Annotated in this window: 16 protein-coding genes; 9 read left to right on the plus strand and 7 right to left on the minus strand. The window is 69.3% G+C overall.

Annotated elements, in window-relative coordinates:
• Positions 1-78: 78 nt before the first annotated feature.
• Positions 79-1,014 (minus strand): MerR family transcriptional regulator, encoded by a 936-nt coding sequence (locus tag ACOZ38_RS39220; RefSeq protein ID WP_424535978.1) that lies wholly within the window; start codon positions 1,012-1,014, stop codon positions 79-81.
• A 55-nt stretch (positions 1,015-1,069) separates the two neighbouring features.
• Between ACOZ38_RS39220 and rplK the strand changes: the two genes are divergently transcribed.
• A complete protein-coding gene (gene rplK, locus ACOZ38_RS39225) occupies positions 1,070-1,495 on the plus strand; it encodes a 50S ribosomal protein L11 (protein WP_424535979.1) in 426 nt (141 codons plus the stop codon).
• Positions 1,496-1,540: 45 nt separating this feature from the next.
• On the opposite strand, the gene ACOZ38_RS39230 is transcribed toward rplK, so the two are convergent.
• Complete coding sequence (locus ACOZ38_RS39230) at positions 1,541-2,701, minus strand: cysteine desulfurase family protein (RefSeq protein WP_405141240.1); 1,161 nt, start codon at positions 2,699-2,701, stop codon at positions 1,541-1,543.
• Positions 2,702-2,759: 58 nt separating this feature from the next.
• On the opposite strand from ACOZ38_RS39230, the gene ACOZ38_RS39235 reads away from it, so the two are divergent.
• Positions 2,760-3,269 carry a TetR/AcrR family transcriptional regulator gene (locus ACOZ38_RS39235; protein ID WP_424535980.1) on the plus strand — a complete coding sequence of 170 codons (510 nt, stop codon included), beginning with the start codon at positions 2,760-2,762 and terminating at the stop codon, positions 3,267-3,269.
• Positions 3,270-3,583: 314 nt separating this feature from the next.
• On the plus strand, positions 3,584-4,792 hold the full coding sequence (locus ACOZ38_RS39240) for an MFS transporter (RefSeq protein ID WP_424535981.1): 1,209 nt from the start codon (positions 3,584-3,586) through the stop codon (positions 4,790-4,792).
• Positions 4,793-4,913: 121 nt separating this feature from the next.
• Here ACOZ38_RS39240 and ACOZ38_RS39245 read toward each other — a convergent pair whose 3' ends face one another.
• From ACOZ38_RS39245 to ACOZ38_RS39260, 4 genes are all read right to left on the minus strand, one after another.
• A complete protein-coding gene (locus tag ACOZ38_RS39245) occupies positions 4,914-5,657 on the minus strand; it encodes a hypothetical protein (protein ID WP_424535982.1) in 744 nt (247 codons plus the stop codon).
• Positions 5,658-5,725: 68 nt separating this feature from the next.
• Positions 5,726-6,355 (minus strand): hypothetical protein, encoded by a 630-nt coding sequence (locus tag ACOZ38_RS39250; protein ID WP_424535983.1) that lies wholly within the window; start codon positions 6,353-6,355, stop codon positions 5,726-5,728.
• A gap of 111 nt (positions 6,356-6,466) precedes the next feature.
• A complete protein-coding gene (locus ACOZ38_RS39255) occupies positions 6,467-11,932 on the minus strand; it encodes a ThuA domain-containing protein (protein ID WP_424535984.1) in 5,466 nt (1,821 codons plus the stop codon).
• A 219-nt stretch (positions 11,933-12,151) separates the two neighbouring features.
• Positions 12,152-13,429, minus strand: a complete 1,278-nt coding sequence (locus ACOZ38_RS39260; RefSeq protein ID WP_424535985.1) for an ROK family transcriptional regulator — start codon at positions 13,427-13,429, stop codon at positions 12,152-12,154.
• A gap of 305 nt (positions 13,430-13,734) precedes the next feature.
• Here ACOZ38_RS39260 and ACOZ38_RS39265 point away from each other — a divergent pair, with 305 nt between their 5' ends.
• From ACOZ38_RS39265 to ACOZ38_RS39290, 6 genes are all read left to right on the plus strand, one after another.
• Positions 13,735-14,958: an ROK family protein gene (locus ACOZ38_RS39265; protein WP_424537170.1), complete on the plus strand. Its 1,224-nt coding sequence runs from the start codon at positions 13,735-13,737 to the stop codon at positions 14,956-14,958.
• 222 nt (positions 14,959-15,180) lie between these two features.
• The gene (locus tag ACOZ38_RS39270; RefSeq protein WP_424535986.1) at positions 15,181-16,707 is read left to right on the plus strand and encodes a sugar ABC transporter ATP-binding protein; all 1,527 of its coding nucleotides are present in this window, start codon (positions 15,181-15,183) and stop codon (positions 16,705-16,707) included.
• A 77-nt stretch (positions 16,708-16,784) separates the two neighbouring features.
• On the plus strand, positions 16,785-17,732 hold the full coding sequence (locus tag ACOZ38_RS39275; protein ID WP_424535987.1) for an ABC transporter permease: 948 nt from the start codon (positions 16,785-16,787) through the stop codon (positions 17,730-17,732).
• An 81-nt stretch (positions 17,733-17,813) separates the two neighbouring features.
• A complete protein-coding gene (locus tag ACOZ38_RS39280; RefSeq protein ID WP_424535988.1) occupies positions 17,814-18,872 on the plus strand; it encodes an ABC transporter substrate-binding protein in 1,059 nt (352 codons plus the stop codon).
• Entirely contained in the window at positions 18,869-20,041 is a 1,173-nt protein-coding gene (locus ACOZ38_RS39285) for a Gfo/Idh/MocA family protein (RefSeq protein WP_424535989.1), read from the plus strand. The genes ACOZ38_RS39280 and ACOZ38_RS39285 overlap by 4 nt, the downstream gene beginning before the upstream one ends.
• On the plus strand, positions 20,038-21,045 hold the full coding sequence (locus ACOZ38_RS39290) for a sugar phosphate isomerase/epimerase family protein (protein WP_424535990.1): 1,008 nt from the start codon (positions 20,038-20,040) through the stop codon (positions 21,043-21,045). The genes ACOZ38_RS39285 and ACOZ38_RS39290 overlap by 4 nt, the downstream gene beginning before the upstream one ends.
• A gap of 95 nt (positions 21,046-21,140) precedes the next feature.
• Here ACOZ38_RS39290 and ACOZ38_RS39295 read toward each other — a convergent pair whose 3' ends face one another.
• Complete coding sequence (locus ACOZ38_RS39295) at positions 21,141-22,094, minus strand: electron transfer flavoprotein subunit alpha/FixB family protein (protein ID WP_424535991.1); 954 nt, start codon at positions 22,092-22,094, stop codon at positions 21,141-21,143.
• Positions 22,095-22,097: the final 3 nt, after the last annotated feature.

The following is a 22,097-nucleotide window of genomic DNA, read 5'->3' on the forward strand; positions in this document are numbered from 1 at the left end:
GAGTCGAGCGCCAGGGGGCCCGTGTCGAGGGGGCGTGGTCCGTTCGAGGCGGGGCCGCTGGGCTGACGTGTGGGCGGGTCAGGGGAGGTTGAGGCGCAGTGCCTTGGCGATCCAGGCGTGGGCGCGGGTCTGCGGGTGCGGCCACGGGGTGTTCTGGATGGCGGCGACCAGCTCCCAGTGGCGCACGGCACGCGGGTCGTGCTCCTCGTAGCCGCGTGACAGCGACCGGCGGAACTCCGGGCCGTCCGTCTCGCCGTGCATCGTGGCCAGAAGGGACACCACCCGGTCGAGGATCGGGCCCGCGGCGGCGGATCCCGGCTCCACGCCCTCGTCGAGAGCGGCGAGCACCATCTCGGTGACGGCCTCGTTGGTCTCGTCCCAGCTCGTCTGGCCGGGCTCCCCGTCGCGCTCGCGCCTCTGCCAGAAGTCGTCGCTCTGGCGGCGAAGGCTCGTCCGGTAGTCGTCGTCGGAGAGCAGCTCGGCCAGCTCCAGCCAGGCGTCGAGCTGCTCGACGGTCGGCTCGGCCGGCAGCTCGGGCACCATGGCCTCCCGCAGCCGCGTCAGCCACTGCTCGCGGGCGCGGATCCCTCCCCCGACCTCGGCCACGAAGGAGTCCATCATCGCCTCGCGCTCGGCGGCGCCGATCCGGCCGAGCGTGTTGAGCCTGCGCAGGTCGGCCTCCGAGGTGTCTCCCCGGTCGAGCGTGGCCCGCAGGACCGCCCGGGTGCGCTGCAGGGCCTTGAGCTGTGTCTCCACCGTGCGCAGGTGGAGGGCGAGCACCTGGCGCAGGTCGCGCTCGCCGAGGGAGCGGATCGTCGCGAGATCGACGCCGATGTCGCGAAGGGTGCGGACGAGCTCCAGCCTCGCCAGGTCGCTCTCGCCGTAGACCCGGTAGCCAGCCGGGGTGCGGGACCGCTCGGGCAGGACGCCCACGTCGGAGTAGAACCTGATCGTCTTCACCGGAAGGCCGGACAGCTTGGAGAGCCGCCCGATCGTGTACGTCTCGCGAGCCATGCCCTCGATTATCTCAGTTGAGTCTCCAGTAACTGGACACTTTACGGTTTCGAGCATGGCCAAGAACAAGATCACTAGAGTCGTGAAGCTGCAGGTCAAGGCCGGGGAGGCGAGCCCCGCGACCGTCGGCAAGGATCTGGGCCCGCTCGGCATCAACCTCATGGACTTCTGCCGTCGGTACAACGCCGCGACAGAGTCCCAACGGGGGTTCGTCGTGCCCGCCGAGATCACCGTGTACGAGGACCGGTCGTTCGACCTCGTGACCAAGATGCCGACGACGGCCTCGCTCCTGCGCAGGATCGCCGGGCTGGACGGCGGCGGCGCGCGGCCCGGGCACGACGTCGCCGCGACGATCACCAGGGAGCAGCTCCGCGAGGTCGCCCGCACGAAGCTTCCCGACCTCAACACCACCGACCTGGACCAGGCGGAGAAGATCATCGCCGGTACGGCCCGCTCGATGGGCCTCCAGATCAAGGAGTGACCGCCCGGCACTCCCTCACGGACGTACCACGCCCGCCATAGGGCCCTACGTCAGCCCGGCGCGGCGGGCCCGCTCGACGACGCCGCCGATCACCTCGACCAGCTCGTCCACGTCGGCCCTGGTCGAGGTGTGCCCGAGAGTGAAGCGCAGCGACCCGCGCGCCCGTACCGCGTCGGACCCCATGGCCAGCAGCACGTGCGACGGCTGGGCGACACCCGCGGAGCAGGCCGAACCCGTCGAGCACTCGATGCCCTTGGCGTCGAGCAGCATCAGCAGCGCGTCGCCCTCGCACCCGGGGAAGGAGAAGTGGGCGTTGCCGGGGAGGCGCTCGTCCGGATGGCCGTTGAGGATCACGTCGGGCACCGCCTCCCTGACCCTGGCGATCAGCTCGTCGCGCAGGGCGCGCAGCCGGGCGGCCTTCTCCTCGCGCTGCTCCACCGCCGCCCGCACGGCCGCCGCGAACCCGGCGATCGCCGGGGCGTCGAGGGTGCCCGAGCGCACGTCGCGCTCCTGACCCCCGCCGTGGAGGACGGGAACCGGGTCGACGCCGCGCGCCAGCAGCAGCGCTCCCACGCCCATCGGGCCGCCGACCTTGTGCCCGGACAGGGTGAGCGCCTCGACGCCCGACTCCGAGAACGAGACGGGCAACTGCCCCACGGCCTGCACCGCGTCGGTGTGGAACGGGATGCCGTGCTCCCGGGCGATCGCCGCCAGCTCGGGGATGCGCTGGATGGTGCCGACCTCGTTGTTGGCCCACATGACGCTGACCACGGCGACGCGCCCCGGATCGCTCTCGATCGCCGCGCGCAGGGTGCCGGGATGAACGCGGCCGTACTCGTCGACGGGCAGGAGCTCGACGGACGCGCCCTGCCGGTCGCCCAGCCAGTGGGCCGGATCGAGGGCGGCGTGGTGCTCGACGGCGCTGATCAGCACCCGGTCGGCCCCGGAGGCCTGGTGGCGTGCCCAGAAGAGCCCCTTGATGGCGAGGTTGTCGGCCTCCGTGCCCCCGGAGGTGAAGACGACCTCGCTCGGCCGTGCCCCGAGTGCGCCGGCGATGGTCTCGCGCGACTCCTCGACGACCCTGCGAGTGCGGCGGCCGGCCGCGTGGAGGGAGGAGGCGTTGCCGACGCGCACGAGCTGTGCGGTCATCGCCTCGATCGCTTCGGTGAGCATCGGCGTAGTCGCCGCGTGGTCTAGGTATGCCATGACGTACCCAGGGTACCCAGTTTGAGAACTGTACCGTCTGGACGGTATAGTTACGGATGTGAGGAAAGATGAGCTTTTGGACGCGGCGGAAAGGCTGCTGGCCGATCAGGGGGCCCAGTGCCTCACCCTGTCGGCCGTCGCCGAGCGCGCCGGCGTCAGCAAAGGCGGTCTCCTCTACCACTTCAGCACCAAAGAGGCCCTGATCAAGGGCATGATCGAACGGCTCATCGCCGACTTCGACGAGCTGGTCGCCGCCCAGGACGAGAGCACCTACACCCGGGCCTACCTCGCCGCCACGTTCACCGCGATCCAGAGCGGGCGGCTGAGACGCTGGGCGGTGGTAACCGGCGCGGCCGGCGACCCCGAACTGCTCGCGCCGCTGCGCGAGGCGATGGCCCGGTGGCACCGCGAGGGCATGGAGGCCGAGGCCGACCCGATGGCGGCCCAGATCGTCCGGCTCGCCTGCGAGGGGTTGTGGGACGTGGTGACCCACGACCCGGGTTTCTACGGCGAGGCCCACTACGAGGAGCTCCACCGCGGGCTCCTGGCGCTGCTCGCGAGCCCTTGACCCCGCAGGTGCCCACCCTTCCTGGCCGGCCAGGAAGGGCCGTCCCCGCGCGCGGCCCCGCCTGACCCCGGCCGTCTCCGTACGGTCCCAACCCGTCACCCGCAGGTCCGCTTCCGTACTCCCCCGGTCCGCCTGAGCACGGCAGGCTTTCCCCTGCCCGCCTGAGCGCGGCGGGGTGCCTCCTGGTCCGGACGTGGTTCCGGGGACGGCCCCCGCGGACCCGGTTCCTGGACGGCCCTTGCGGACCAGGAACGGTGCCCCACATTCCCCCCACACCGTTACACCCCTGTGTAGAACCTTGAAAGGACCCTGTGATGACCCCCGACCTGAGGACCGCCCGCTCCCGGGCGATCCTCACCTTCGTCCTCGCCGGCCTCATGTGCGGCACGTTCACCGTGCGCATCCCCGCGCTGACCGACAAGCTCGGCCTGTCAGAGTCCTCGGTCGGCGTCGTGCTCCTCTCGTGGGGGCTGGGAGCGCTGGTGACCATGCAGGCCATGCGCGGAGTGATGGCACGGGCGGGCAGCCGCTCCGTCCTGCGGGTCGGGGCTCCCCTCTGCGCGGCGTCCCTGCTCGGGGTGGCGTTCGCCCCGTCGTTCCCTGCGATGATCGTCGCGGCCGGGCTGTTCGGCATGTTCTTCGGGGCCGTGGACGTCGCGATGAACGCCCAGGGCTCGGCGGTGGAGCGCGCCTACGGCCGCCCGCTGATGAACGGCATGCACGCCGGCTGGTGCGTGGGCGCCATGTCGGCCGGCCTGCTCGGCACCGTGGCCATCTCCACGGGCGTGTCGTTCACCGCCAACCTGACCGCGGTCGCCCTGGTGTCGGCGCCCGGGGCGTACCTGCTCAGCCGGGGCTTCCTGCCGGACACGGCGCCCGTTGAGACCGGCTCCGGCAGGGCGCGGCGGCGGATGCCCCCGGTGGTGTACCTGCTCGGCGCGATCGCGTTCGGCGCCTTCATGGTCGAGGGCGCGGTGGCGGACTGGAACGGCCTGTTCCTGCGTGACACCATCGGCGCCCCCGAGGCGGTCGCCGCCCTCGGCTACCCGATCTTCGAGGCCGGCATGCTGGTCTCCCGGCTCACCGGTGACCGGCTGCGCACCGCGTTCGGCGCCCGCCGCCTGATCAGCGTCGCCGGGCTCGCCACGGCCGCGGCATTCGCGATCGTGATCACCACGTCGTCCCCCCTGGTGGCGGTCGGCGGGATGATCCTCATCGGCCTCGCCGTCGCCACGGTCTCGCCGATGGCGATCTCGCTCGCCGGCACGGCGACCGTGACCCCGGGTCCCGCCATCGCCCAGACCGGCGCGATGGGGTACGCGGGCCTGCTCCTCGGCCCCGTGGTGATCGGCTTCCTGAGCCACGCCGCGACCCTCCGGGTGGCGCTCGGCGTGGCGGTCGTGCTTGGCGTGCTCATCGCGGTGGCCGCTCGCTTCCTGCCACGCGAGCCCGCCGCCGTGGCCGGCGTCCAGCCGCTACGGGAGCGGGCCGCGGAGCCTGAGCCGATCTCGCTGGCCGCCTGACGGGCCGCACACACCCCTGCTCATCAGGCATCACGACCGGCTGAGTCCGCCCAGTGCTCATCGGCCTTTCGGGGATTCGGCGAGCCGGGAAACCAGGCGCGTCACCCAGGTTGAAAGAGGGTCACTCGGGGTGACGCTCCTCGCCTTCCCCCTCTGGCGCGTCATCCGGAGTGAGTGCCCCCTCGCCGGGCGACATCGGCAGGAACACGTGCTGGTGCCCATAGCCCGCGTCGACGTTCACCGAGTCCAGAGCGGTGGCGCCGACCGACCAGGTGAACACCGCGTCCGCGCGTTGCCGTGCCACGAGGGCCAGCGCGTTCGCGCGGGCCGCGCCGGTGAGCTCCTGCGCGGCGGCGTAGCTGTCGACGGTGACGGCGAGCTGCCGGACGGCGGAGGCGAGGCCCGATCTCGCCAGGTTGGTGGCGGTCTCACCGGAGGGCGGGTCGGCGAAGCCCGCCTCGGCCGCGTCGGCCGCCTTCTGCCAGGATTCGACATCGGCCGCGGTCACCGCGGCGGGTCCGGCGGGTCCGGCGGCGCCTTCGGCTGGTAGGACCCGGCTCAGGCCTTCGAGCATGGGGGTGAGCCGGTCGCGAGTGGTCCGGGCCAGCTCGGTGAGTGTCTTGATCTGTGCCTTGTCCCGGAGGGCGGACTCCGCGCGAATCTGCTCGACCATCCGATCGGTCGAACTCGGCATGGTCACCACGTAGACGACGGCACCTGCGAGCAGCGCGCCGAGCACGAATGTGAACGCGAACGCGAGTACCCGGCCCCGGGGCGAGTTCCGGATCACCGTCGCTTCCTTGGTCCGGTTGACGGCCGCCACCTCCTGATGGACGTATCTGCTGATGGGTGCGGAATGCGGCACGGGTGCTCCAGGACATGTGGCGCATGTCCCGGGCACCCGCACCCGCCGGGGGGCGTACCGCCGCCGGCTCAGGACTGGTTGAACAGCGAAAGCGTCAGGGTCGAGTCGTACTTGCCGGCCGTGACATCCACCGGAGTCCGCAGCACCAGATCGGCGTTGACCTGCCAGGTGCCGATCTCGTCAGCGGAGTTCGCGGTCGACACCAGCAGTTCCTGGCCCTGCAGACCCACCGCGGCCGCCCCGGTGCCGTCGGAGATGACGCTGGACACCGGCTCACCGGCCTCCACCACCCCGGTGGTCGATCCGTTCAGCAGACGCGGAGTCCAGCCCAGGTACTCCGGCCCGATCGTCGAGGCGCTCCCTGCGGCGCTGAACTGGCTGGCCTGGCCGACCACCGCCCAGAAGTCCCCGGCGGGGATCTCATCGGGAAGCCGGGTGTCGGCCACCGTGACCGTCGGCAACGTACCGACGAACTGACGGGCAGCCGCGTTGGACCCGTTCTCGTTCAGGGTCACCCCGCTGTTGTCCGCGACGGTCATCGACACCTGACCGGGAACGCGCAGCGGCTCGATCTTCACCGACACGTCGATGCCGTCGCTGTCCGGTCCGTCGGCCGCCAGTGCGGGACCGGCCAGACCGACCAGCGCGAAGCCGAGCACCGACGCGGCGAGTATCTGGGTGGTTCTCTTGGTTCTCATATGAATGCTCCATCTTTGAAGGCCGGGGCCGGGGCCGGCCGATTCGACCGGCCCCGGGTTCAGCGAGGGCGGCGGCCCCAGCAGTACGCACTGTGACCGCCGCCTGACCGATCAGCCGCAGCTGAGCGCGGTGTAGCTGACCTCGTAGGACTTGGTGACCTGCTTGCCACCGATGGTCGCGGTCCCGGTCACGGTGACCTTGCCCGCGCCGATCTGCCCAGCCCTGGTGTTGAACGACTGGTACGCCTGGCTGCCCGGCGCCACATCTGCGACGACCTTGGCACCGTACGGCGTCGACAGCGACACGGTCACCGGCACGCCGCTGGTGTTGACGGCCGTCACCGCCACGTACGCCAACGAGCCCACGCAGCGGGACGAGGCGGTCGCGTTCAGCGTGACGCCGGAAACCACCGTCACCTTGACGACCTTGATGGCCTCGACGTTCCCGGCCTTGTCGGTCGACCGGTAACGCAGCTCGTGCTGTCCCGCACCCGAGACGGTGACCGCCCCGGTGTACGGCTTCCACGCGCCGCCGTCCAGGGAGTACTCGGTGCCCGCCACGCCGGACGTCGCGTCCGTCGCGGACAGGGTCACCGCCACCTCCTCGATGTAGGCGCCGTCGTCGTTGCCCTGCGGGACCGCAGCGGTCGTCACCGGCGCCGTCGCGTCCACCTTGACCGTAAGGGTCTTGGCGTCCTCGACGTTGCCCGCCTTGTCGACCGAACGGTAGGCCAGCGTGTGCGAGCCGTCACCGGAGATGGTGACCGGGCCGGCGTACCGGGTCCAGTCGCCGCTGTCCAGCTTGTACTCACTCCGGTCGACCCCGCTGCCGTTCGCCTCGTCGGTCGCGGTCAGGGTGACCGCCACCGGCCCCACGAACCAGCCGCCGGCCGGCTGAGCCGGGGCGGTGGCCGCGGTCGTCACCGGCGCGGTCTTGTCCTCGGCACCCTGGCTGAGACGGAAGTAGTCGAACTTGGCCGTCTGGGTCGCCGTCTGGTTGACACCGAAGGCGAACAGGCCGACCTTGGCTCCGCTGGCGACCTTGCTGTTCTTGACCGCGGTCGCGGTGCCGTTCAGGGCGATCTCGGTCCAGGTGGTGCCGTTGGCCGAGTAGTAACCGCGGAAGGTGTCGCCGTCCTTCTTCAGCCGCAGCCACCACACACCGCCGGTCAGGTTGCCGACCTGCGGCTGCGGGTCCTGGACCACGCCGCCGATCTCGCTGCGCAGCTCGATCCTGCGGTTCACGGCCGAGCCGGCGTTGTTGTCGGTGATGTAGTCGAACTTCACGTAGTCGTCGTCACCGGCGTAGACGATCAGGCCGCCCTGCTGGTAGGCCTCGTTGAACGCCGACCCGTCGACCTTGGTCTCCAGCGTCCAGTCGCCGTTCGGCGCCGACTGCAGGATGAAGTTCTTCGGGGCGCTGTTGTCGCCCCCGTAGATGTCTCCCTTCGAGGTGTCGATCTCCAGGTTGCCACCGGTCACCCGCGCCGCGGCCGGGTCGGAGCGCACGATCGCGTCCCAGCGGCAGAGGTCGATCGCGCTACCGGTGAACTCGTCGTTCGGGGACGGCCTGGTCGCCTTGTCGTCCGGGGTGATGTGGAACCAGTCGAAGGAGGCGTCGATCACCGGCCGGGTGCCGGTGCTGGCCAGCGCGATCAGGCCGATCCTCGGGTTGGTGATCCCGGCGAGCGGCTTGGTCTGCGGCATGGCGGTGTAGGTGACGCCGTCCGACGAGTAGTGGGCGGTGATGTTGGTGCCGTCGCTGATGAATCGGACGTACACCGTGTCGGGGTAGGCGTCCCCGAGCTGTGCGGTGTTGCTCTGCGTCACCTCGTTGGTGGCGGCGTTCTCCTCGCGGATGAACTGGAAGATGCGGTTGGCGTGGTTGTTGGTCGCCCGCGCCTGCAGCACCATCTTGGCGTAGTTGTCGTCGTCGCCGTAGAGAATCAGACCGGCCTGCTGGTAGGCGTCCCTGGCGTTGAGCGTCACCTTGGTGGTGGCCACCCAGGCTCCGGCCGGGGCCGGCTGCACGACGATGTTCGACGTGTTGCCGCCCGCGCCGTAGATGTCGGTGGCCGAGGTCGGGATGACCAGCTTGCCGTCGGCGACCTTGAGGTTCTGGTTCTCCCGGATGACCGACCAGCGGTCGCGGTCGAGCTCGGTCCCAAGGAAGTCGTCCGAACGCCCCGACAGGCAGAGAACGTTGGACGGATTCACCTTGACCGAGACCTGCTCGGTGGTCGACGCGCCCTTGGCGTCGGTCACCGTCACGGAGGCGACGTAGGTGCCCGGCGCGGTGTAGGTGTAGCTCGCGTTGGCCGTGGTCGGCTTCGGCGCGCCGGTCACCCCGAAGTCCCACTTGTAGGTGAGCGGCAGGTCGCCGTCGGGGTCGGTGGCCGTACTGGTGAAGTCGACCTTCAGCGGAGCGGTGCCCGTGGTCGGGGTCGCCGACACGGTCACGACCGGGCGCTGGTTCTCGGTGAAGCCCTTTCCGATGAAGTCGACCCAGTTGACGTTGACCAGGAACGCGTCGTTCGCCGCGCTCGCCGGCTTGCGCGTGACGAAGTACAGCGGTCCGCTCGTGGTCGGCGGGGTGTTCAGGTTCACCGTGATGTCGGTGAAGGTCTGCCAGCCGCCGGTGTTCGGCACGTTGACCGAGCCGAGGAGTGTCCCGGTCTCCGGGTTGCCCGCCCTGACCTGCAGGGTCGCACCGCCGCTGTTCGACGCCGCCCGGAGCTTGATCGCGGTGATGTTCGTCAGGTTCACCGGGTCGAACGACCACCAGTCGCCGTCCTGGATGAACCCGATGTGCTTCGTGCCGCCCAGCGGGTCGCTGGTGGTCTCTACCTGCACACCCGCGGCGTCAGTGCCAAGGCCGCCTGCCACCCGGCCGGTCTCGGCGAAGTGCTCAGCCTGCTTGCGCTTGGGCTGCAGGATGACCTGGCCTCGTCCAGTGAGGGACTTGGCCGCACCGGCACCGTGGTCGGCGTAGCTGGCCTCGATCACATAGAAGATGTTGTCATCGGCGCCGTGCCCGCTCTGGGAGGTCGGCAGCACGCCCTCACAGCCCTTGAGCTGGTCCAGAGGGTGACCGTGGGTGTCGTGACCCAGGATCGCCTGGATCTGCACCTCGTCACAGTCGACCGTGCCGTCCTCGGGGTCGGTGACGGTGACCTTGAACTTCACCTGGTCGCCGAAGTCGAAGAACCCGCCGTTCGGCGGAAGGTCAACCTTGACGGTCGGCTTGGTGTTGCCCGGGACGATCGTCACGCTCGCCCGCGCCGTGGCGCCGGCGGCGTTGGCCACGGACAGGACCGCGTTGAACTCGCCGGCCTTGGTGTAGGTGTACGACGGGTTGGCCTCGGTGGAGTCGACCGTGCCGTCGCCGTCGAAGTCCCACGCGTAGGTGAGCGGCTTGCCGTCGGGGTCCCGCGAGCCCTCGCTGGAGAACTTCACGGTCAGCGGCAGCGGCCCGTCGGTCTTGTCCGACGTGACGCGAGCGACCGGCGGCCGGACGCCCTTGACGTAGTCGATGCGGTAGACACCGGAGTCGGCGTTGTCGCCACCGAAACCGGATCCCCACTCAAGCAGGTACATCGACCCGTCGGGGCCGAACTTGATGTCCATGGGCCGCTTGAAGCTCATGGACTTCAGGATCTGGTTGATCTTCACCAGCTTGGTGGTGTCCTCGTTCAGCTGGAACGAGAACATCTTGTTGGTGTTCCACTCACCGAACAGCGCCTTGCCGTCCCAGTACGCGGGCCACTTGGTGCTGGAGGCGAGGTTCGCGTCGTAGCGGTAGACCGGGCCCGCCATCGGCGCGCCACCGTTGAGCTCGGGGAAGTTCTGCTGGTCGGTGTTGTAGTGGTACCAGATCGTCGCGGGGGTCACCGGCGGCAGGTTGGTCAGGCCGGTGTTGTTCGGCGAGTTGTTGACCGGCGCCGCGCAGTTGAACGCCGACCCCGACTTCTTGGTGGCGAAGTCGTACTGGACGTACGGGGTGTTGTTGCCGATGCAGTACGGCCAGCCGAAGTTGCCCGGCTTGGTGACCACGTTCCACTCGACGGTGTTCTCCGGACCCCGGTTGGCGTTGGCGGCCGAGGCGTCCGGGCCGTAGTCGGCCACCATCACGTACCCGGTCTTGGGGTCAAGGCCGATCCGGAACGGGTTACGGAAGCCCATGCCGTAGATCTCGGGCTTGGTCTTGGCGGTACCCGGAGCGAACAGGTTGCCCGCGGGCACGGTGTAGGTGCCGTCCGCCTCAGGGTGGATACGCAGCAGCTTGCCGCTCAGGTCGTTGGTGTTACCCGCGCTGCGCTGCGCGTCCCAGGGGGAACGGCCCGACTGCTCGTCGATCGGCGTGTAGTTGTCCGAGGCGAACGGGTTGGTGTTGTCGCCCGTGGCCAGCCACAGATCACCGGTCTTGTGATCCATCAGCATGCCGCCGCCGTGGTGGCAGCACTCGGCCCGCTGCACCGGCGCCTCCATGACCTTCTTCTCGCTCGCCATGTCGAGGGTGTCGCCGACGATGGTGAACCGGCTCAGCCGGTCGACGTTCACGCCGGTCGGCGAGTAGTAGAAGTAGATCCAGCCGTTGGTGGCGAAGTTGCGGTCCAGCACCATGCCGAGCAGGCCGCTCTCGTTGGCGGTGAACACGTTCAGGTGCCCGGCGGTCACGGTGCCGCCGGTGGGCTTGATGATGCGCACGTCGCCCAGCCGGTCGATGAAGAACACCCGGCCGTCCTTGGCCACGTCCAGCATCATCGGGTTGGACGTCTTGTTGTCCAGTGCGACCTTCTCGAAGCTGCCGCTCTGCGAGGCCGAGCAGTCGGCCTTCACCGCGCCCGCGGCGGTCCGGATGCCACCGAGGAGCATGCGCAGGAAGTTCGCCTCGACGAAGCTCTCCTTGGTGTGGCCGAGCCCGGTGTACCAGGAGCGGCCCCCGTCATAGTCCTGGCACCACACCGTCGGGTGGTCGATGCCCATGGTGCCGCCCGTGTAGGACTTCTCGTCCAAGGACGCCAGCACATGTACCGTTCCACGCGGGTTCGACTGGTAGTCGTACCACTCGTCATACCTGGTCCATGAGGTCGGCAGGCCCTTGGTGGAGGGGTGCTCCGGGTCCTCGATCTTGACCGTGGCGTTCTGGGGCGTCGGGTGCGACTTGAAGTACGCGCCGACCAGGTTCTTGTACCACGCCCAGCTGTACCCGCTGTCGGAAGCGGCGTGTACGCCGGCGTAACCGCCGCCGGCCTTGATGTAGCGCTGGAAGGCGTCCTTCTGGTCCTGGGTTCCCAGCGGGTCACCAGTGGTGGACATGAACACGACGGCCTGGTACTGCTTCAGGTTCTCGTCGGTGAACTTCGTGGCGTCCTCGGTCGTGTCGACCGCGAAGTTGTTGTCCTGGCCCAACTTCTGGACCGCGGCGACGCCCTCCGGGATCGAGTCGTGCCGGAAGCCGGTGGTCTTGGAGAACACCAGCACCTTGAAGTCGGGCGCCGCCGCGGTCGCGGCGCTCGCGGCGCTCGCCGGCAGGGCGAACAGCGACAGGATCGGCAGGATGAGTGCCAGCGCCATCGTCGCTGCTGTCGTTCGGCTTAGGGAACGAGTTTGGTTGGGTGGCAGGGCCGCGGTGAGCAGCCTGGCCCACGTTCGGGAACGTGGTGACATGTAGGAATCCCTTTCCTGACCGGGGGGACGTCAGGCAAGGCGCGCGCCGCCGCGCTCGTTGCCGCTTACTGGTGGTGGATACTTCGGTTACTGGAGGGTGCAGTCTCCAGGCTCTGGGGGCCGTCTTTAGCTTGTCGGCAGGGGCAATAGATCCATGATCGTGGTTGGGTCGTCGATGAGCTGGTTGATCACCATGCTCGCGGCGCCGCGGGACGCGGCGCCGAAGCCTAAATTGGACGCGGTGAACCGGCATTGGGCGGCGGGGCCGGCTACGACCAGCCGCTCCAACTCCGCCTGGGCGTGCGGCAGCAGCCACTCGGCCAGCGTGGCGAAGTAACCGCCGACGACGATCACCCGCGGGTTGAGAAGGTTGACCACGATCGAGCCGCCGAGCCCGAGCCACCGTCCGACCTCCGCGACCGCCTCCAGCATGCGGTGGTCACCTCCGGCCAGCCCTCTGGCGATCTCCGTCGCCCGCTCCTCGGGGTCGGACACCGGCAGGCCGGCCAGCTCGTACGCCTGCTCGGGCATGGCCATGCGCACCAGCGCGGCCAGCCCTACCTTGGTCTCCCAGCAGCCGTGCCGCCCGCAGCCGCATCGGGCGCCGGCCGGATCCACCGGCAGGTGCCCGACCTCGCCGGAGAACCCGTCCGCACCGCGGAGCAGCCTGCCGTCGACGACGATTCCACCGCCCACGCCGACCTCGCCGGTCAGGTAGACCAGATGAGGTGCGCCGGCGGCGACGCCTGAAGTGTGCTCGGCCAGGGCCGCGAGGTTGGCGTCGTTGTCCACCATCACCGGGATGCCCAGCGGGCCGAGCGTGTCCGACAGCCGAGCGGCCAGCGGCAGGTCGCGCCAGTGCAGGTTCGGAGCGAAGGTCACGACGCCGCGCGCCACGTCGACCAGTGCCGGTACCGCCACGCCGATTCCGGCAGGGACGGCCCCTGCCCGCTTCATCGCCTCGATGGCCTCCCGCGCCACCATGCCGAGCCGGCGCAGCGAACGGTCGGGGCCGCTGCCCACCGTGTCGAAGCCGACCCGGCGTTCCACCAGGGCACGGCCGCTGAGGTCGGTGCCATGCACCGAGATGTAGTCGACGTTGATCTCCATGCCCAGCGCGCCGACGTGCGCGCCGTGCAGCGCCACCGCCCGCGGGGGACGGCCGACCGCACCGGCGTGCTCGATGCCGACCTCCCGTACCAGCCGCCGATCGAGGAGCTCGGCCATCAGGTTGGAGACGGTGGCCCTGTGCAGGCCGGTCGCCTCGGCGATGTCGGCCCGGGACGACACATTGTCGCGTAACCGGCGCAACACGAGAGAGAGGTTGGCCCGGCGCAACGCGGCAGGGCTGGTCGGCAGAGCGGTGCCACCCGCCGCTCGGATGAAGTGCTCTTCCTGCGTCACGGGTCACCTGCCTTCTTTTATCTTCGCGATCAACTAATCAAGGTTTGTAACACGCATGTGTCCGGTATGCACTCGTTCGCACGATAACGAGTTGACATCTTCGGACAACGCCGCAGGTCAGCTGCAAATTCGATCGAGTTACGAGAACGTTACACAGCTTGCCGCGCCCCAGATCTTGCCTCCCGGAGGCATGTACGGCTTTAATTCGGCCAGCCATGCAAAGTAATTCAGGGGGGGTGACTGTGGATCAACGTCGGCCTGACGGCCACGCCAAAGGCTCAAGGGATCTGAGCCGGTCCACAGGTATTCCCGCGGACCAGACCACGGTTCGCCGCTCCAACCTGTCCCTTGTGTTGCGCCACGTCAGCGAACACGGCCCATGCTCAAGATCAGCGGTCGCCGTGGAGACCGGCCTGAACAAGACCACGATCACCAGCCTGGTGGGCGAGTTGCAGGCGCGCGGGCTGGTCAAGGAGATCGGGCCGCAGCACGCGGGCTCCGTCGGGCGGCCGGGTCTCGCGCTCGTTCTCGACGGCTCGCGGGTGGGCGCGCTGGGACTGGAGGTCAACGTTGACTACATCGCGGCGTTCGCCGCCGACCTGGCGGGCCGGGTGCTCATCGACCGGCGGATCGGCTTCGACGCCATGGGCGCCGGTCCCGGGCGCGCGCTCGACAAGCTCGCCCAAGTGATCAAGAAGGCCATCGCGGACCTCGACCAGCTCGAGGTCACTCCGGCCGGGATCACGGTGGCCGTTCCCGGTCTCATCGACGCGGCGACCGGCACCGTCGTCGTCGCCCCGAATCTCGGCTGGCACGGGGTGTCGGTGGTCGACTGGCTGCTGTCCGCCGGCATCTCGCCGAACGTGCCCATCACCGTCGACAACGATGCCAACCTCGCCGCGCTGGCCGAATACAGCTCGGGCGTGGCCATGAACACGCCCAACCTGGTCTACCTCACCGGTGAGGTCGGCGTCGGCTGCGGTGTCATCTCCGGCGGCCGGCTGATGGGCGGTGCGGACGGGTTCGCGGGCGAGGTGGGCCACGTCGTGGTCGACCCGTCCGGTGAGCCGTGCGGCTGTGGACGGGTCGGCTGCTGGGAGACCAAAGTGGGGCTGGCCGCGCTGGTGCGGATGGCCACCCCCGACCACGCTTACGGAACGCATCAGCAGTCCGTGCGTGATCCGGAGAGGCGGCTCGCCGAGATCGAGCAGCGCCGAGCCGAAGGGGATCCCCGGGTCGACGCGGCCGTCACCGAGGTGGGCCGGTGGCTCGGGCGAGGTACCGCGCTGCTGGTCAACCTCTACAACCCACGAGTGATCGTGCTGGGTGGCTACTTCGCCCAGCTCGCCGACCGGATCATCCCGGTCGCCCAGGCGGAGCTGCGACGTCTGGGCATGACCGTCGCCGCCGCTCGCTGCGACTTCGCCGCCTCCAATCTCGGGTTCGGCGCGGCCTCACGGGGAGCGGTCAACGTCGTCATCGAGCGAGTACTGTCCGACCCCACCACCATCGCGATCCGTTCCACGTAGAAACCAGGCACCGAAGAGAGCAACCGGCCACCCCCCGCCTTCCCGAGGCCTGCCCGTCCTGCCCGCCTCCCTTGAACATCCCGTTCGCCTGACCTTCTGCCAGAGCTCCAGCGGCACCGTCCTCGCCGATTTGGTGCCGCTGGAGTGGTGCCGTCTGGCTTGGTCCGGCGAACGGGATCCCCTCCTCTCTTCGGCCTGCCAGACATCCCCCAGGAGACTCCCGTGCCGCAATCAGCCCCCGAGTCGGCGTCGCTCCTCGTCATGCGAGGAATCGTCAAGCAGTTCCCAGGCGTGCGCGCTCTGGACGGCGTCGACTTAGAGGTTCGCGCCGGGGAGGTCCATTGCCTCCTCGGTCAGAACGGCGCGGGCAAGTCGACCCTCATCAAGGTGCTGGCCGGAGCGCACCAGCCGGATGAGGGCACCATCACCTTGAGCGGGCAGCAGGTTCGCCTGACCAGTCCGACGGCCGCGATCCGGCTGGGCATCGCCACGATCTACCAGGAACTGGACCTGGTCGAGGGGCTGAGCGTCGCCGAGAACGTGTTCCTCGGCCACGAGCCGACCCGGCTGGGGTTCGTCGGCCAGAGCGAGGTCAACCGGGCCAGCCGCCAGTTGCTGACCGGGCTCGGGCACGGCGAGATCCGCCCCACGACCGAGGTCGGCCGGCTGTCGCCGGCCGCCAAGCAGGTGGTGAGCATGGCGCGGGCGCTCTCGTACGACACCCGGTTGATCGTGATGGATGAGCCGTCGGCGGCCCTGGCCCACGACGAGGTGGCCAACCTGTTCCGGATCATCCGAGAGCTGACCGCGCAGGGCGTGGCGGTGGTCTACATCTCGCACCGGCTGGAGGAGATCCGCGAGATCGGCGACCGGGTGACCGTACTGAAGGACGGACGCACGGTCGCGGTCGGACTGCCGGCCAACGACACGCCCACCTCGCAGGTCGTCTCCCTGATGACCGGCCGCAACGTCGAGCACGTCTTCCCGCCCAGACCGCGTCCCGGCAGCCATGACGGCCGTCCCGAGGTCCTGCGCGTGACGGGACTGACCGTCCCCGGCCGGGTCAGCGAGGTGTCGTTCAACGTGCGGGCCGGAGAGATCGTCGGGCTGGCCGGGCTGGTGGGATCGGGCCGCTCGGAGATCGTCGAGGCGATCTACGGAGCGCGCCGCGCCAGCGGGCAGGTCATCCTGAACGGCGAACCGGTGCGCGGCGGCAACCCCAGCCGCGCCGTGCGGGCCGGTATGGGCCTGGCCCCCGAGGAGCGCAAGGCCCAAGCACTGCTGCTCGACCAGAGCGTCATGCGCAACATCTCGCTCAGCAGCCTGGACCGCTACGCGAAGCTCGGCTGGCTGAATCGCCGCCGGGAGGCGTCGGAGGCCTGGAGCCAGATCGAGGAGCTGGGAATCCGTCCTCCGCATCTGGACCGGCCGATCAAGAACCTCTCGGGCGGCAACCAGCAGAAGGCCGTTCTGGCGCGCTGGTTGATCACCGGTCGCAAGCTGCTGCTCCTCGACGAGCCGACCCGGGGAGTGGATGTCGGGGCCCGAGCGGAGCTGTACGCCGTCATCAGGAGGCTGGCCGACGAGGGGATCGGCGTGCTGCTGGTCTCCAGCGAGGTGCCCGAGGTGCTCGGCCTGGCAGACCGGGTGCTGGTCGTCCGAGAGGGCCGCGTGATCCACGAGAGCGATGCCGGGAACCTCGATGAACACGACGTCCTTGACATGATCATGGAAGGAAGGTCGGCGTGAGTGACTCTCTGACGCCCGCGGTGGACGAGCATTCGTCCACCGGAAGACAGTCCGGTAAGACCCCCTCTGGAGTGACAATGCGCGACACAGTCGGGCGCATCCCTCATCTCGGCTTGATCATCACGCTAGTGTTGCTGGCAGCGGTCGGCTTGGTGACGGCGCCCGACAACTTCGCCACAGGCTCGAACCTGGTGAGCGTCCTGTCGCTGGCCGCGACCATCGGGGTGATCACCGTCGGCGCGACCTTCGTGATCATCGGTGGTGGCATCGACCTGTCGGTCGGCGCGGTGATGGCGCTCGCCTCGGTATGGGCCACCACGCTGGCCACCCAGGCCTACGGCCCGCTCGTGATGAGCGTGTGCGCCGTGCTGGTCGGCGTCGGCGCCGGAGTGGTCAACGGACTGCTGATCACTTATGGGCGGATGGTGCCGTTCATCGCCACCCTGGCGATGCTGGTGGCCGCCCGCGGTCTGGCCCAGCGGATGTCGGACCGCAGGACCCAGCTGGTCCAACCGGACAACCAGGCGATTGTGGACATCTCCACGACGCGAGTGCTGGGCCTCCCGCTGCTGGTCTACGTCTTCGCGCTCGTCGTGGCGCTGGGCTGGGTACTGCTGAACCGCACCACGTTCGGCCGGCGCACCTACGCGGTCGGGGGCAACCCCGAGGCCGCGCGCCTGGCCGGCATCGACGTACGCCGGCACACCGTGATGCTGTACGCGCTGTCCGGACTGTGCTGTGGCATCGCCGCCGTGCTGATCATGGCCCGGACCACGACGGGCTCCTCCACCCACGGCGATCTGTACGAGTTGGACGCGATCGCCGCCGTCATCATCGGCGGCACCCTCCTCACGGGCGGCCGGGGCAGCATCATCGGATCGATCTTGGGTCTGCTGATCTTCACACTGATCACCAACCTGTTCATCCTGAATGGCCTGAACACGAGCGACCAGCTCATCGCCAAAGGCACCATCATCGTCGCCGCCGTGCTGCTGCAGCGACGAAGTCTCACATCACACACCTGAGACCGCGCAGCACCTCTTGCTCAACAACGTGGCTCTGTGGCCGGATCGCACACGCGACCAGCCGAATTCAAGGGAGAACATATGAAGAACAACGTCGGCCGGCGAGGATTCCTCGTCAGCGGAGCCGTCGTCGGCGCAGGGGCCCTCGTGAGCGCCTGCACCAGCAACGAGCCCGCCGCCGCCCCGGCTTCCGCCGCGCCGCAGGCGACCTCGGCCGGTACGGACAACGACCAGCCGGGTACCAAGGTCGTCATCGGTTTCTCCGCTCCGGCGGCGGACCACGGCTGGATCGCGGCCATCGCCAAGAACGCCGAGTCGCAGGCCAAGCAGTACTCCGATGTGGAGTTCAAGCCGGTCGAGCCGACCAACGACATCAACCAGCAGATCTCCGCGGTCGAGTCGCTGATCGCCGCCAAGGTCAGTGCTCTGGTGATCCTCCCGAACGACGGCGAGCAGCTCAACCAGGTGGCGCGTAAGGCGATGGACGCCGGTATCCCGGTGATCAATCTGGACCGGGTCTTTCCCGACAAGCTGTCGTACCGGTTGTGGGTCGGTGGCGACAACTACGGCATGGGTGTGGCCGCGGGCACCTACGTCGGCAAGACCCTGAAGGACAAGGGTGTTTCCAACCCGGTGATCCTGGAGATCCAGGGCATCGCGACGCTGCCCCTCACCCAGGACCGCAGCAAGGGCTTCGCCGACGCGCTGAAGACCTACGGGTTCACGGTGACCGCCAAGCAGGACGCCAAGTTCACGGTCGAGTCGGGCACGCAGGTGGCCAGCAACCTGCTGCAGGCGCACAAGAAGATCGATGCCATCTGGAACCATGACGACGACCAGGGCATCGGTGTGCTCGCCGCCATCAAGGAGGCGAACCGCAGCGAGTTCTTCATGGTGGGAGGCGCCGGGTCGGCGAACGCCATGCGTGACATCCAGGCCGACAGTGGTGTGCTCAAGGCCACGGTGACCTACAGCCCGACCATGGCGTCCTCGGCGATCAAGCTCGCGCGGCTCATCGCTCAGGGCAAGGGCCTCAGTGACCTGGTCGAGCAGCAGGTGCCGCAGTCGATCACGCTGGCATCGGAGACCATCACCAAGGAGAACGCGCAGAAGTATCTGCCGCTCGGGTTCGAGTCATGAGACCTGCCGTCGGGGTCGGCATGGTCGGGTACGCGTTCATGGGCCGTACCCACTCCCATGCCTGGCGCAGCGTGGACGCGTTCTTCGACCTGCCGCTCAGGCCGTCGATGGTCGCGCTGGCCGGCAGATCGGCCGCGGCGACCGCGCAGGCCGCCGAGAAGCTGGGCTGGGCCCACGCGGAGACCGACTGGAAGCGCCTCATCGACCGCGACGACGTGCAGATCGTCGACATCTGCACGCCGGGCGACAGCCATGCGGAGATCGCCGTCGCGGCGCTACAGGCGGGCAAGCACGTCATCTGCGAGAAGCCGCTGGCCAACACCGTCGCCGAGGCCGAGGCGATGGCCGCCGCCGCCCGCGCCGCCGCCGAGCGCGGCGTGCGCAGCATGGTGGCCTTCAACTACCGGCGGGTCCCGGCCGTCGCGCTCGCCCGCCAGTGGGTCGCCGAGGGCAGGATCGGCCAGATCCGGCACGTGCGGGCGCAGTACCTACAGGACTGGATCGTCGACCCGGAGTTCCCGCTGGTGTGGCGGCTCCAGAAGGACAAGGCGGGGTCGGGGGCGCTGGGCGACATCGGCGCGCACATCATCGACACGGCCGAGTTCATCACCGGCGAGCGGTTGACCGGCGTGTCGGCGTTGACCGAGACCTTCGTCAAGGAGCGTCCTCTCGCTGCCAGTTCGGCCGGGCTCTCGGCCGGTGGCGGCGATGGGAGCGGCGCGGTCACGGTCGACGACGCGGCGCTGTTCATCGGCCGGCTCAGCGGCGGCGGACTGGCCTCCTTCGAGGCCACCCGCTTCGCGACCGGGCACAAGAACGCGCTGCGCGTCGAGGTCAACGGCTCCCTGGGCAGCCTGTCCTTCGACTTCGAGTCGATGAACGAGCTGTGGTTCCACGACCACACCCTTCCCGCCGAGGAGGCCGGCTTCCGGCGCATCCTCGTCACCGAGGGGGGACACCCCTACGCCGGGGCCTGGTGGCCGCCGGGCCACGGGCTCGGCTACGAGCACAGCTTCACCCACGAGGTGAAGGACTTCATCGAGGCGATCGCCACCGGCACCGGCCCCGAGCCGTCCTTCGACGACGGTCTGCGGGTCCAGCGGGTGCTGGCCGCGGTCGAGCAGAGTGCGGCTGACGGGAGCCGCTTTACCACCGTGGAGGGTTCATGACCAGGCCGATCACCTTGTTCACCGGCCAGTGGGCCGATCTTCCCTTTGAGGAGGTGTGCCGCCTGGCCGGCGAGTGGGGATACGACGGCCTGGAGATCGCCTGCTGGGGTGATCACTTCGAGGTCGACAAGGCGCTGTCGGACGAGTCCTACATCCCCCGCAAGCTGGAGATCCTGGACAAGCACGGGCTGAAGGTCTGGACGATCTCCAACCACCTCGTCGGGCAGGCCGTCTGCGACAGCCCGATCGACGAGCGCCACAAGGGCATCCTCCCGGCGCGCATCTGGGGCTCGGGAGACCCCGAGCAGGTGCGCCAGGCCGCGGCGCAGGAGATGAAGGACACCGCCCGCGCGGCGGCCAAGCTCGGCGTGAACACGGTGGTCGGCTTCACCGGCTCGTCCATCTGGCACACCGTGGCGATGTTCCCCCCGGTGCCGCCGTCGATGATCGACACCGGCTACCAGGACTTCGCCGACCGCTGGAACCCCATCCTGGACGTGTTCGACGAGGTCGGCGTGCGCTTCGCCCACGAGGTGCACCCCAGCGAGATCGCCTACGACTACCACACCACCGTACGGACGCTCGAAGCCATCGGGCACCGTCCGGCCTTCGGCCTGAACTGGGACCCCTCACACATGGTCTGGCAGGAGATCGACCCGGTGGGATTCATCCTGGACTTCGCCGACCGCGTCTACCACGTCGACTGCAAGGACGCCAAGGTCCGCTCGGGCGACGGACGCCGGGGCCGGCTGTCGTCGCACCTGCCCTGGGCGGACCTGCGCCGTGGCTGGGACTTCGTCTCCACCGGCCGGGGTGACGTGCCCTGGGAGGACTGCTTCCGCGCCCTGAACTCCATCGGGTACAAGGGTCCGATCTCGGTCGAATGGGAGGACGCCGGCATGGACCGCCTCGCCGGAGCCCCCGAAGCCCTGACCTTCGTCAAGGGCCTCAACGCGATCACACCCCCCACCGCGTCCTTCGACGCCGCCTTCTCCTCCGAGTAACCCACCACGCCGGGCGGCGGCCGCCGATGCGGCCGCCGCCCGCGAGCGCCCGGATCAGGGGCACGGCGCCGTCCTGGAAGACGCCTTGGTGGCGGCTACTTGCGCTTCTCAACCTCTTCCGAGAGCTGCGGGACGACCTGGTTGAGGTCGCCCACGACGCCGAAGTCCGCCAGCTCGAAGATCGGCGCCTCCGGGTCCTTGTTGATCGCGATGATCGTCTTGGCGGTCTGCATGCCGGCCCGGTGCTGGATGGCCCCGGAGATGCCCGCCGCGATGTAGAGCTGCGGCGACACCGTCTTGCCGGTCTGCCCGACCTGGAACTGGTGGGGGTACCACCCGGCGTCGGTCGCGGCGCGCGAGGCGCCGACGGCCGCTCCGAGGGAGTCGGCCAGCCTCTCGATGATCGCGAAGTTCTCGGCCGAGCCGACCCCGCGGCCGCCGGAGACCACGATCGCGGCCTCGGCGAGCTCGGGGCGGGCGCCCTTCTCCTGCACGACGCGCTCGACGACCTTGGCGGTCTTGGCGGCGTCCGACAGCGACAGCGACACCTGCTCCTCGGCCGCCGCTCCCGTGGAGGCCTCTGGGGCGGTGGAGTTGGGGCGGACCGCGACGATCGGGGTGCCCTTGACGACCTTGGACTTCACGTTGACGCCGCCGCCGAAGATCGACTGCTCGGCGACGAAGCCGTCACCGAGGCCGACGGCGTCGGTGAGCACGCCGGAGTCGGTCTTGATCGCCAGGCGCCCGGCGATCTCCTTGCCCTCGGCGGTCGCGGCCACGAGGACCGCCGCCGGGGAGGCGGAGGAGACGAGCTGGGCGAGCAGCTCGGCCTTCGGCGCCACCACGTAGTCGATGATCTCGGCGGAGCCGGCGACGTAGACCTTCTCGGCGCCGTACTCGGCCAGCCTGGCCTTGGCGTCCGCGGAGTAGCCGGGACCGGCCCAGACCGCAGAGGGAGAGCCCAGCGAGCGGGCCAGCGTCAGCAGCTCCAGGGTGACCTTCTTGACCGCACCGTCGACGTGCTCGACGAGAACCAGAATCTCAGCCATCGG

The organism is Sphaerisporangium viridialbum (assembly GCF_049674955.1).
Taxonomy (GTDB): Bacteria; Actinomycetota; Actinomycetes; order Streptosporangiales; family Streptosporangiaceae; genus Sphaerisporangium; species Sphaerisporangium viridialbum.